This window comes from Chryseobacterium gleum (assembly GCF_900636535.1).
Taxonomy (GTDB): domain Bacteria; phylum Bacteroidota; class Bacteroidia; order Flavobacteriales; family Weeksellaceae; genus Chryseobacterium; species Chryseobacterium gleum.
In genome coordinates, this window is the sequence record NZ_LR134289.1 from 2,176,223 (window position 1) to 2,189,099 (window position 12,877).

A 12,877-nucleotide genomic window follows, 5' to 3' on the forward strand; every position below is an offset into this window, starting at 1 on the left:
TTTTTAGAATTATTTTTTAATGATTATATCGAAAATATCATTGACTAAAGTTTCATAATCTCCCTTTTTAAGCTGTTCTTTTGTTTTAGCAAAGGCTTTTTTGAGCTCGCTCTCAGGGTTTTCATCATCCACTATTTCTGTTGAAGCAACTCCTTTCAGCTGTTGTACAGCATTTTTCAGCGCTTCAATATCTGCATTTTCTTCTATATTGATTTTTAAATACTTCATGATTTATTTTTAGCATTTGAATTGGTGATCTCCTAACGGTCAATGGATCTATCGAATGAACCGAGTTTGTTTCTTTCAAATTTAAGAAACTATTGCCAAAAGAAGGTATGCTAAAGTATTTATATTCTGATTTTCCAGCTTATGGGCATAGACAATGCCTCTATTAATGTAAAATAAATAGAAGTAATAAAAAATTAAAGTGATATAAAAGTATTAAATGGCTACAGGAGCTTTGATCCCTGGATGTGGATCATAATTTTCTAAAGTAAAATCTTCGAAATCGAAATCAAAAATGTTTTTAACATCAGGATTCAGTTTCATGGTCGGAAGGGCTCTCGGCTCTCTGGCAAGTTGTCTGTTTACCTGCTCAAAGTGATTATTATAGATATGGACATCTCCAAAGCTGTGAACATAATCCCCCACTTCCAGCTCACAAACCTGTGCTACCATCATCAGCAGCAACGCATAGCTTGCAATATTGAACGGTACTCCAAGGAAAACATCAGCGCTTCTCTGATACAACTGTAAGGATAATTTACCATCTGCTACGTAAAACTGAAATAAGGCATGACAAGGAGCCAAAGCCATATTAGGAATCTCCGCAACATTCCATGCTGATACAATCAGTCTTCTGGAATCCGGATTCTTTTTGATCTGGTCGATTACTTCTGTGATCTGGTCTACTACTTTTCCGTCAGCTCCGCTCCAGCTTCTCCATTGTGCCCCGTAAACAGGTCCAAGATCTCCGTTTTCATCTGCCCACTCATCCCAGATGCTTACTCCATTATCTTTAAGATATTTGATATTGGTATCTCCTTTCAGAAACCAGAGCAATTCATAGATAATAGATTTTAAATGCACTTTTTTTGTGGTTACCAAAGGAAATCCTTTTGACAGATCATATCTTAACTGATACCCGAACACGCTCCTTGTTCCGGTGCCGGTTCTATCGGTTTTATCAGTTCCGTTGTCTAAAATATGCTGTAAAAGGTCCAGGTAGTTTTGCATTTTTGAATGAGATTTTAAGTTCCAAATTTAATAAAAAAAAAGCACCCAACCTATGGATGCTTTTTATAAGGTGCATATCTCTTTTCTATTAAATGAGTGTAAACATTATATTTTCAAGCGATTAAACAGCCGAAATATTATAATACGGAAACGCTGATTTCTTCATTGTTTCCATTGATTGATTTTAACTGGCCATATCTGTTTTTATCAATAAATCTATCATTTGAATAATCCAGTCTAACCGGGCCAAATTTTATAAGCTTCTGAAATTTACTTTCATCAATAATATCTTTTGTTCCATAGTCGATAGAGATATTTCCTATTGTCTTCAGTTTACCCAGCCTGCTGTTATCTATCACATCATTTGGCCAGTAATCTATGGCAAGATTACCTATTTTCTTTACCTTCCCTGCTTTTTCCTTCGTAAAGGCAGAATCTTCCCAATAGTCTACCGAAATATTACCCAAGCTCTTCAACTTACCGGCTTTTTCCTTCGTAAAGGCAGAATCTTCCCAGTAATCTATTTTAACGTTTCCAATGCTTTTAAGTTTCCCATATTTTACTTTATCAAAAACCTGGTCATCATAGTATTCCAGCTTACCATTCAGATCAGGAGCATTAAAATCAGCAATTGATCCGTCTGCATTAAGTGTAAATACAAAACCGTCTACAGTAAATTTAACTGTTTCCAGATCATATGTTTTTGACGAAACGGTGGCACGAACCTGTGCGTTGAGCACCAGACCTACCAGTAAAAAGGCAAGGAGAAGTAGATTTTTACATTTCATATTATTAAAAGATTGATTTACCAAATATGCTCAATATCCTGAATGATATTGTTGATGGTAAATGTCTCTCCCATTTTCTTGCCAAACATTGCCTTTACTAAAGGAGATTCTGCAGAAACCGTCATAATCTTCTGTTTTTCATACATAATTTCTCCCATGGAAGCAGCTACATAAAATAATCCTTTATTGGTTTTCACCAATGCTCCGTTCTGAACTTTCTCTGAAGAATCTGAAGTTATTTTCTGCAATACAGCCTGCTGATTCAATACTTCATTGAGCTGTCTCTGCAGATTATTGATTTCCTGCTGAAGCATTTCTCTTCCTGTTTCATATTTGTCTCCCATAGAGCTTTTAGTGTCATTATTGGAAGCCCGTGTTTCTGCAATGAGGTTTTCGAAATACTGGATTTTGTCAGCTGCTTTCGCTTTAATAATATTGATTATTTCCTGTTTGTTCATTGTAATGGTGGATTTTTATTGTAGGGCAGATAAACCACCCGTCAAAATCTGTGATTTTGCCCCCCTCCAGAGGAAGGGAAATGAGTATCCTAAAAGACTAATTGTTAATAATTAGTGCTTCAACCGGAAGTTTAGAGGTTTTTTTGCTTACTTTTCAAATACGGCATAGTCAGAAACTTTGAAACTGAAGTCTTTTCCATGATTGAAGTCCCTTCTGGTCTTATCAAAAACATTTCTGAATGTTCCTGACAGGTGCTCATCTTCAATGGAAAAATTAACGGGTTCTTTTGACATATTCAGGACTACCAATACTTCATCTTTCCCGTTTTTTCTTACATAAGCCAGAATCTTGTCATTGGCTGTTGTATTAAGAAGATAGGTGGTCACATTGGAATCTCCTCCTCTTAATGCAGGATTTGATGTTTTTAAATCTAATAATGTTTTATAGAAATCAGCAACCTGGTAGGTATTTGTCCATTTGATGGCATCTTTTTCGAAAAATTCCAGTCTCTTCATATTCGGAAGCTCCTGGCCTGAATATAATAACGGAACACCATTCCATGTTGCAGAGAATACTGCCATAGGTTTTGTGATCACACCGTATTTTTCATATTCGGTACCGTTCCATGAGTTTTCATCATGATTTGTCGTAAACCATGCTCTCATTGAAGCGTCTCCGATATTGGAATATTGTCTCAACAGATCCTTCAGTTCCTGAAGCGGTTCATTATTTTTGTAATAGTCGGCAGATTTATGCATCCATTTCCAGGAATAGCTGGCATCAAATACCTTTCCGTACTCAGGACTTTCCAGTTCATCAAACTCTCCCAGCCAGAAAAGCGGCTTAACTTTTTCCACTTCGGGGCGTGCCTGCTCCCAGAAATCTACTTCCACCCATGAGGCAAGGTCACATCGGAAGCCATCAATATTGGTTTCCCGTACCCAGAATTTCATGGCATCAATCATTGCCTGGCGCATTTCCTGATTTTTATAATCAAGTTCAATGATATCATCCATTCCTGAGGCAATATGAAATTTACCATCCGGATCTTTCAGGTAAAACTCAGGATGTGTTTTTGTCCACACATGATCCCAGCCGGTATGATTGGCTACCCAGTCAAGAATCACCTTGAATCCCAATCTGTGGGCTTCATTCACCATATCTTTAAAATCCTGCAGGGTTCCGAATTCCGGATTGACAGAGGTGTAATCTGCTGCCGCGTAAGGACTTCCCAGGCTTCCTTTTTTATTTTGCTGGGCAATTGGAGTAACCGGCATAAACCAAAGCGTTTTTACTCCCATAGATTTCAGGCGGGGCATTTCTTTTGCAAAGGCTTTGAAAGTTCCTTCCTGAGTATATTGTCTTATGTTTACTTCGTAGATATTTGTGTTATGTTTCCAATCTTTTGGCAGTTCTGTCATCCTTCTGGTATTTTTTTGAGTGGTACAGGAAACAATTCCCAGACCAATTACAGCTAACAAAATTAATTTTTTCATTAAACTATTTTTAACAAAAGTAAGGATTGTTTTTGGGGTAAAAGGGTAAAAAGCCAAAATCATTAAAAGCAGAATGGCTGTTCACTTTACTTGGCCATAAAAAAGCCCCGGGTCAAAACCCGGGGCCTGTATATTGTGCTGACTATCTTTCATCATCATTGTCATCCTCATCATCAAAGACATCGTCATTGTAGTCTTCTTCTTCCTCGTCATCGAAACTGTCGTCTTCATCTGCAAAGTTTCCTCCTGCTACGAAATCGTCATCAAAACCGAATTCATCATCTACCAATGGCATTGCTGATTTCTTTTTGCCACCTCCGGCACCTCCGTTTTTGCTAGGAGCCTTTAATGGAACGTTTCCAAATCTGTATACGGTTATAGGATAATTAACCCCTTTTGTTTCTTCTATTACTTCTACAAGTTCACAGAAAAACTCCCAAAGATCAAGAAGCCCATACTGGAACTGTGCTTTGTCACCTACATTTTCAAAAGCCTCATCAATGTAAACATCTGACATGATCTCGCCATCACCATCATCACTCATATCTTCCAATGGGACACTTTTTACGATCGTTCCGTCATCTTCCAACAGATTAAAAGTAGAAAGCTCATCTCCCTGCAGACTGAATGCACTTTTAATTCCTAAATGTAAGTTCCATAACGTTTGTTTTCCCTTAACTTCGACATCACGGAAAATATCCTCTTTCGCATCTAATATTACGCGGATTTTGTAAACCATATCAGTTTCTTAAATTACTTTTTTGCCTTTATAATTATGATAAATCTCTGTTGCAAATATATAATAAATGACATGTGACAAAAAAATATTTCAGGATTTTTTAAAATATTTTTTTTTCTTACATTTTGCCGGAATTATTTACTTTTTTCGAGCATAAAACTGAACTTCGTACCTTCCAGGTAAACGCTTTCAACGGTGATGTTTTCGTTGTGTGCTTCAAGGATGTGTTTTACAATAGCCAGGCCAAGCCCGGAGCCGCCTTCTCTCCTGCTTCTGCTGGTTTCCACACGGTAAAATCTTTCAAAGATTCTTGGGAGAATTTCAGATTTGATTCCCATTCCATTGTCTATCACCTCTATCAGCACCTTATTTTTCAGGATACTGGTTTTTACAATCACTTTTGCTTCCTGTCTGTTGGCATAATGAATGGCGTTGGAAATAAGGTTGATGAAAACCTGTGAAATTTTCTGTTTATCAGCTTCCACAAAGATCTGTGGATGAAGGGTTTGAATCTGTAATGTTGTATTTCTTTTTTCGGCTTCAAGGTCAAGAAGGTCGAAGATTTCTTTGATCAGAAGATTGACATCAAATTTCGAAACGGTAAGATTGATTTCGCCGGCCTCCAGCCTGTTGATCATATCCAGATCTGTAACAATGGCAATCAGTCTTTCTACCGATTTATCAATTCTTTCCAGATACTTATCTCTGATGGTAAGGTTGTCCACTCCGCCGTCTCTTAAGGTTTCCACATATCCCTGGATGGAAAATAAAGGAGTTTTAAGCTCATGGGAAACATTTCCGATGTATTCTTTACGGTAGCTTTCCATCTCTTTCATCATATCAATCTCTGATACCTGCTGCTGGTTAAGATCTGAAAACCTTTCGCCTAATTCTTTGATGGTAATATTTTCGTCCTGATTCTGTACGATTTCCTGCGGAAGAAATCCGGAAAGACCTTTTACCTGCTTTCTTCCATAATAATTGAAAAGCAGTTCCAGCACTACACAGTTGATCAGGAAGATCAGGACAATACAGATGAAAAGACCCGTTTTGAACAAAGGGGTCTCATAATAGATATCTTTCAGTGAATCGAATACGACTACCAAAAGGAACATTACCAGTGTCAGCAGACACGAGGCAACGAGGGTAAGTCTGTAAAATTTCAATTTTACAACGTTTTAATGATTGAACGTAAAGTTAAGGTTTTTAAATAATTAAACGATCAGTTTATACCCTATCCCTTTTAATGTCTGAATCGTATTGATTCCTAGTTTTTCTCTCAGTCTTCTGATGTGAACATCGATCGTTCTTTCTCCTACAATCACATCATTACCCCAGACTTTTTCCAGAATCTCTTCTCTTTTGAAAACCTTCTCCGTATTGGAAGCCAAAAGGTAAAGCAAATCAAATTCTTTTTTAGGAAGAAGAAATTGCTGTCCGCTTTTGGAAACTCTGAAGTTATCTTTATCAATAACAAGGTCTCCGATTTCAATAAGTTTAGCATTGTCAGAAACCTGAGAGGTCAGCTGTAATAATGCATTTACTTTAGAGATAAGGATTTTCGGTTTGATCAGTTTCACAATGTAATCATTGGCACCCGCCTGAAAACCTGCTAACTGAGAAAATTCTTCACTTCTTGCAGAAAGGAAAACGATAAGTGTCTTTTGTAGTTCTTTCACTTTACGAAGTTCCTGACATGTTTCTATACCGTCTTTCTCAGGCATCATGACATCTAATAAGATAAGGTCCGGAACAATCTCTTTTGCTTTTTCTATACCTTCATTACCATTGGTAGCCGTATAGATATCATACCCTTCCTTTTCCAAATTGTAAGACAGAATCTCTAAAATGTCCAGTTCATCGTCTATTAAAAGAATTTTTTTGCTCATCTTCTAGTTTAAGAATTCCCACAAAATTAATTATTTCCATTGATTTCATCTATCCTGCAAATGTTAACTAATTATTAAAAAATAGCATTTTAAATATAGATTATAAAATCAATAAAAAAATTAACAATTATATATACACAAATCAAATATAAGGAATAATAATTAACATTAAAGCAAAAATTATAATTATATAAATTAAACATCGATAACTATAAAATCCATTTATCCGTTAATACAAACTTCATAATTAATTAAGATTCTCCTAAAGTTTTCTTAAAAACTTAGCCTTTATTTTGCCCTTGAAAAAGAAGTAAAAGAAGTAAAATGAAAAAACAACTCCACAAGAGCATTATGCTACTTGCCTTGTTTTCTGCTGGCTATGCTTTTGCACAAAGTCAGATTCTGGAAGGTAGGGTATTGGACGAGAAAGACAACACTCCTATAGAAGGAGTAAAAGTAAAAGTAAATGGTCAGGAAGTTACCACTGACATTTCCGGATACTACTCTATCAACCTTTCCCCTGGTACCAATTACATTGTAACGGTAAGTTCCAACGGGTATAACAGAAAAGAGATCAGCGAGGTCGTTATCAAAAATGAAGGTAACACGCATCTTGATATTGTTCTGGATAAGCCATCTGCCAAAGAAAAAGAAATCGAGGGAGTTGTCATAAAATCAAATGCAAGAAAAGAAACCATAGCCTCTACCATCGGTTTACAAAAGAATGCCGGTGTAGTTTCTCAGGTTATCGGTGTTGAAGCGATTAAAAGAAGTCCGGACAGAAACACCGGTGAAGTTCTGAAAAGAGTTTCAGGGGTAAGTTTATTTGATGGAAAATATATTGTAGTAAGAGGTTTATCTGACCGTTATAACCAGGCGATGCTAAACGGTATTCAGCTATCCAGTACGGAACCTGACAGAAAGACTTTCTCTTTTGACCTTTTCCCTGCCAACGTTATCGAAACCCTTGTTATCAACAAAACTTTCATTCCAGAATATACAGGTGAATGGGGAGGAGCATTGATTCAGGTAAATACAAAGGATATTCCTAATAAAAACTTCTTCAACGTTCAGGTAGGTGTAGGAGGAAACACAGCTACTATGGGACAGGAATTCCATATGCAGAAAGGCGGAAAATGGGACTTTTTAGGAATTGATGACGGTTACAGAAAACTTCCTACCAATATGCCTGCAAAAAATGCGTTCAGCATTCTGACCGAGGCACAAAAAACGGAGATCGGTAAAGGGTATACAAAGAACTTGGGATACAACAGTATCGGTTACCCGGAAAACTTAAGCTTACAGCTTGACGGTGGTTTCAACACAAAAATTTTCGGAAAAGATTTAGGGGTAATTGCTGTTTTAAACTACAGTAATAACAAAAGAAGAACTGAATCTACCAACCGTTTCTTCACCATCAACGACCAGCTTGCTGATACCAACTTCGATTATTTTACAGAAAAATACAGCAATGATATTATTTTAGGGGGAATGTTGAACCTTGCTTTAAAGCTGAACAACAACAATAAAATTTCCTTAAAGAATATCATTACCAACAATACGGTAAACCACATGTCCTTCAGAACAGGAAAGGACTTTGAATTTGATCCTATCAACGGAACAAACATCATGGCAAGGGAGATCGGTTTTAAAGAAACTACTTTCTATAACTCAACCCTTAGCGGTAACCATAAAATTGATGCTCTTGGCGGATTGACCATCAACTGGTACGGAAGCTTCGGAATTCTTGATCAGTATATTCCTTTGCTGCAGCGTTTGCAGTATAACCAATATACCAACATGCCGGGAAGTCCTTATTTAGCATTGATTTCCAATGGTCTTTCCCAAAAGTCAGGAAGTGTATTCTATTCTACGCTAAGCGACTATTTATATAATGCCGGAGGTGATGTTTCCAAAACATTTACGATGTTCGGACAGAAGCAAACGATCAAAGGAGGTTATTTGTTCCAGGTAAAAGACAGAATATATAATTCAAGACCGTTCTCTGTAAGACTTGAAAACTTCAACCAGGGACTACTTTCCCAGCCTTTTGAAACGATCTTCAATCCTCAGAATTTTGGAACTAACGGAGGATTTACATTCGATGAAATTGCAGGAAACCAGTACAGATATATTGCCAATACAATCCTTAACGCAGGATATTTACAGTTTGACAATAACTTTACACCATGGTTAAGAGCGGTTTGGGGATTAAGAGTTGAAAACTTTGACCAGTTGGTTGGAAGCACAAAGAAAAGCGATGACCGTTTTGTAAATACACGTGTTACAGACTTCCTGCCTGCTGTTAACTTAACATTCAAGGTAAATCCTAAAATGAACATTCGTCTTGCAGGTTCGCAAACTGTTGTAAGACCAGAATTCAGAGAGGTTTCTCCTCTAGCTTATTATGATTTTGATCTTGGAGCTACCGTAATTGGTAACAAGTCTATTGAAAGAACAAAAATCACGAGTGCTGATCTTCGTTGGGAATATTACCCGAGAAACGGTGAGATTTTCTCAGTAGCTGCCTTCTATAAAAACTTTAAAAAGCCTATCGAATTATATTTCAACCAATCAGGGGTAGGAACCAGTAACACCTTTAACTATCTTAACGTAGATAAAGCTGATGCTTACGGATTGGAAGTGGAAGCCAGAAAAAAACTGGATTTTGTAAGTGCTCTTAAAAACTTTACACTGGGTGGAAACGTAGCATTAATCAAAAACAGAGTAACTGACGAAACTACCAAGATTGACAGACCAATGCAGGGACAGTCTCCATATACGGTAAATGTAAGTCTTCAGTATGATACTGAGAAATCAGGATGGTCTTCTACAGTACTATTCAACATGATCGGAAGAAGAATCCTGTATGTAGGAAATGACCAGGTTCCACCAATCTGGGAGGCACCAAGACCTCTTCTTGATTTCCAGCTTGCTAAAAAATTATGGAGCAACAAAGGAGAGATCAAGCTGAATGTTTCAGATATCCTGAACCGTCGTGCCAAATTCTACCATGACCTGAACGACAACGGTAAGTATGACAGCAAAGATGCTCTTGCCATTGAAAGACTTACAGGAACCAATATCAGTTTAACACTGGGATACAATTTTTAATTCACTCAACAAATAATCTAATAAAAATAATTTAATTCTTTATAACATGAAAAAGTTCGTTTTATATTCTTTAATGCTTGGCGCTCTAGTATCAACTACCGCATGTAGAAATATAGAAGAAGATGGACCTACCATTATTCAAAATGGAGGTAACGGAAACGGAGAAACTGAAAACCTTATTCTTTCAGGAAAAATCACTTCCAATACAACACTTAAAGCCAATAAAATCTATAAGCTGAGAGGACTGGTATATGTAACTAACGGAGCAACTTTAACGATCGAGCCAGGTACAAAGATTGTAGGTGAAGCTGATAAAAACGGTGCTTTGATCATTACAAGAGGAAGTAAAATCATGGCAGAAGGTACTGCTGCCAACCCTATTATCTTCACTTCAGAAAAACCAAGTCCTAAAAGAGGAGACTGGGCAGGTGTAGTAATTTTAGGAAACGCTCCTACCAACGCCTCTTTCGGTGGTGCAAACGGAGTTGGAGAAATTGAAGGAGGAATCAACAACTCTGAAGGTCTTGGACTTTATGGGGGAACAAATGCAGCTGACAACAGTGGTGTATTAAAATATGTAAGAATTGAATATGCAGGATATGCATTCTTACCGGATAAAGAGATCAACGGACTTACTTTCGGTGGTGTAGGTAACGGAACTACAGTAGATTATGTAGAAGTTGCTTATGCTAATGATGACAGTTTTGAGTGGTTCGGAGGAACAGTAAACTGTTCTCACCTTATTTCTTACAAAGGTTTAGATGACGATTTCGATACAGATAACGGATTCTCAGGAAATGTACAGTTTGGTATTGCAGTAAGAGATTCTCAGGTAGCGGACGTTTCAGGTTCCAACGCATTTGAATCTGATAATGACGCCAACGGTTCTACTTTAGCGCCTCAGACATCTGCTACATTCTCTAACATGACGATTATCGGGCCAATCAACTCTGCGGCTCCTGGTTCTATCAACGCGTTATTCCAGAATGCTTTACAGATCAGAAGAAACTCTTCTATCTCAGTATTTAACTCTGTATTTACAGGATTCCCTGTTGGTTTATTCATCGATGCTACAAAAGGTTCTCCAACAGATAACAATATTGTAGGTAATAAACTTTTCTTTGAAAACAACGTATTGGCAGGAAATACAACTCCTTTAAAATTCGGACCATCTACATCTACTCCTACAACATATACATTGGCAGATCTTACAACATGGTTCAATGCTAAAGGAAATACAATCCTTGCTTCTACAGCTGATGTAAAACTTGCCGGTGCATGGGCTCCAGCAGGAACTACACCAAACTTCACGCCTACTGCAGGTTCTCCATTATTAACCGGAGGTTCATTTACTAATCCTAAATTGGCTACCTGGTTTACACAAGTAACTTACAAAGGTGCGGTAAAAGATGCTACAGATACATGGTATGCAGGTTGGACCAACTTCAACTTATAAAACAATATAGTAGTTAGATTAATTTCATTTAAATTTAAAAAGCCTTTGGAAAAATGTTCCGAAGGCTTTTTTTTTCTTTATTCCCTGGCATTATAAAAATCTGCCGGTTTCAATGTGAACGGGTGTTCATATTGAAAAAACTGAAACAGCAATATGAACAGTTATTTTTACAGCAGATGACACAGATTTACACAGATGTTTGCTGATAAGTTTAAGCTAAAGCCAAAGGGCTGAATTCGTTTTTACATAAACAGGTTAAAGTCCGTTCCTATTGATAACAACAAAAAAACAAAACCCGAATCCAAACTCGAAAACCGAAACGCGTAATCTCGATACCTGCGACTACAAAAAATGCCACCAGAAAGTCTCCGATGGCATTACAAAAAACAAGTGTATAAAAAATATATACTTCAATTACTTTCTCCAGAATAAATTTCCGTCATTCATCAGGGCTTTTATTTCGGACATTCTGGAAACGGCTTCCGCAGAACAGGAAGCATCCGTCAGAACGATTGCAGCTTCATCACCTGCTTTTGGCCACTGCTTATTTCCTTTTTCATCCAGAGGAAGAATACTTTGAGTTGCAAACTGTAAGGTTCTCGACAACGCATATTCTGTGGCGTGCCCATAGAGCTCAGCAATCAGATTCGCTTTCTGTAACATATTTCCGGATCCGAATGTACTCCAGTAATCCTGCACATTATCATTTCCGATCAATACGTTCACTCCGTATTTTTTTAGGGTTGGAATAGGCATTATCTTTCCTTTAAAAGGTACAGAAGAAGCAATTCCTACTTTTGCTGCAGCCAGTTTTTCTGCAATCAGCTCTGTTTCTTTTGGTGAAAGATGAGCTAAGGCAAATGCATGACTTACAAAAGCTTTTCCCTGAAGTTCAGGATTTTCGATCGCCTTATCAATCAGGTAATTGATGGTTTTCATTCCCGACTCTCCCGTTTCGTGCAAATGAATATCAATTCCTTTATGATGATCTAAAGCCAGCTGAACCGTAAAATCCATTACTTTTTCAATGCTGCCGTCAATACTTAAAGGATCCAGCCCTCCAATAAATTTCACACCTTTCAGTTGTGCGGCTTCTTTCATCAAAGGTGCAGATTCTGTATAAAAAACACCATGCTGCGGGAAGGCAACCAGCTCAGCTTGGAAGGAATCTTTTTTATTTTCAAGAGCCTGCTCAAGATGTTCCAGTGATTTCAATCCTGAAGTAGGATCAATATTGAAATGAGTTCTCACAAAATGAGTTCCGTAATGCTGCAGCAGGCTGATCAGCTGTTCCGCTCTGCTTACAGAAGTTTTCAGCAGCTCAGGAATGATCTGTTGTTCATAAGCAATCATATCTTTTACCGTCTTTCTTTTTGGAGAAAGTGCCTGCCACGGAAGTCTATATAATGTTTTATCAAGATGGATGTGCATATCTTTAAAAGCAGGAAGCATCAGATATCCCTTAGCATCAATAGCTTCAGAAGAGTGATCATTAGCTTTCACTTTTTTTATTTTTCCGGCCTCAATTTCAATACTGAAAAGGTCTGTTTTTGTTCCAATGACCTCTTCATTTTCGTATTCAAAGCCAGTTTCCAGGCGGACATTTTTCAGGGTATATTTTCCTTTTGCAGTTAATTGATAGGGAAATTGCATGATTTAAATTTTAACAATACAAAATTAACCTGGCTTAAGGATAAACC

At 37.4% G+C, this 12,877-nt stretch carries 11 protein-coding genes; 2 read left to right on the forward strand and 9 right to left on the reverse strand.

Annotation, left to right across the window (positions count from 1 at the left end; translation table 11 throughout):
• Window positions 1-9: 9 nt before the first annotated feature.
• The 8 genes from EL165_RS09915 to EL165_RS09950 form a co-directional block, all read right to left on the reverse strand.
• A complete protein-coding gene (locus tag EL165_RS09915; RefSeq protein WP_002977500.1) occupies window positions 10-228 on the reverse strand; it encodes a hypothetical protein in 219 nt (72 codons plus the stop codon).
• 213 nt (window positions 229-441) lie between these two features.
• Complete coding sequence (locus EL165_RS09920; protein WP_002977499.1) at window positions 442-1,236, reverse strand: thymidylate synthase; 795 nt, start codon at window positions 1,234-1,236, stop codon at window positions 442-444.
• A 137-nt stretch (window positions 1,237-1,373) separates the two neighbouring features.
• Window positions 1,374-2,024 carry a hypothetical protein gene (locus EL165_RS09925; RefSeq protein WP_002977498.1) on the reverse strand — a complete coding sequence of 217 codons (651 nt, stop codon included), beginning with the start codon at window positions 2,022-2,024 and terminating at the stop codon, window positions 1,374-1,376.
• A gap of 17 nt (window positions 2,025-2,041) precedes the next feature.
• Window positions 2,042-2,482 (reverse strand): hypothetical protein, encoded by a 441-nt coding sequence (locus tag EL165_RS09930; RefSeq protein ID WP_002977497.1) that lies wholly within the window; start codon window positions 2,480-2,482, stop codon window positions 2,042-2,044.
• 147 nt (window positions 2,483-2,629) lie between these two features.
• Complete coding sequence (locus tag EL165_RS09935) at window positions 2,630-3,979, reverse strand: alpha-amylase family glycosyl hydrolase (RefSeq protein ID WP_041461638.1); 1,350 nt, start codon at window positions 3,977-3,979, stop codon at window positions 2,630-2,632.
• A gap of 142 nt (window positions 3,980-4,121) precedes the next feature.
• Window positions 4,122-4,718, reverse strand: coding sequence for an IS1096 element passenger TnpR family protein (locus tag EL165_RS09940; RefSeq protein WP_002977495.1), 597 nt, complete (start codon window positions 4,716-4,718; stop codon window positions 4,122-4,124).
• Window positions 4,719-4,852: 134 nt separating this feature from the next.
• Complete coding sequence (locus tag EL165_RS09945) at window positions 4,853-5,884, reverse strand: sensor histidine kinase (protein ID WP_002977494.1); 1,032 nt, start codon at window positions 5,882-5,884, stop codon at window positions 4,853-4,855.
• A gap of 48 nt (window positions 5,885-5,932) precedes the next feature.
• Window positions 5,933-6,607, reverse strand: a complete 675-nt coding sequence (locus EL165_RS09950) for a response regulator (RefSeq protein WP_002977493.1) — start codon at window positions 6,605-6,607, stop codon at window positions 5,933-5,935.
• Between the two features lie 324 nt (window positions 6,608-6,931).
• Here EL165_RS09950 and EL165_RS09955 point away from each other — a divergent pair, with 324 nt between their 5' ends.
• Both EL165_RS09955 and EL165_RS09960 read left to right on the forward strand, forming a co-directional pair.
• Entirely contained in the window at window positions 6,932-9,721 is a 2,790-nt protein-coding gene (locus EL165_RS09955; RefSeq protein ID WP_002977492.1) for a TonB-dependent receptor, read from the forward strand.
• Window positions 9,722-9,767: 46 nt separating this feature from the next.
• On the forward strand, window positions 9,768-11,177 hold the full coding sequence (locus EL165_RS09960; protein WP_002977491.1) for a hypothetical protein: 1,410 nt from the start codon (window positions 9,768-9,770) through the stop codon (window positions 11,175-11,177).
• A 414-nt stretch (window positions 11,178-11,591) separates the two neighbouring features.
• On the opposite strand, the gene EL165_RS09965 is transcribed toward EL165_RS09960, so the two are convergent.
• Window positions 11,592-12,830 carry an amidohydrolase gene (locus EL165_RS09965; RefSeq protein WP_002977489.1) on the reverse strand — a complete coding sequence of 413 codons (1,239 nt, stop codon included), beginning with the start codon at window positions 12,828-12,830 and terminating at the stop codon, window positions 11,592-11,594.
• Window positions 12,831-12,877 lie beyond the last annotated feature (47 nt).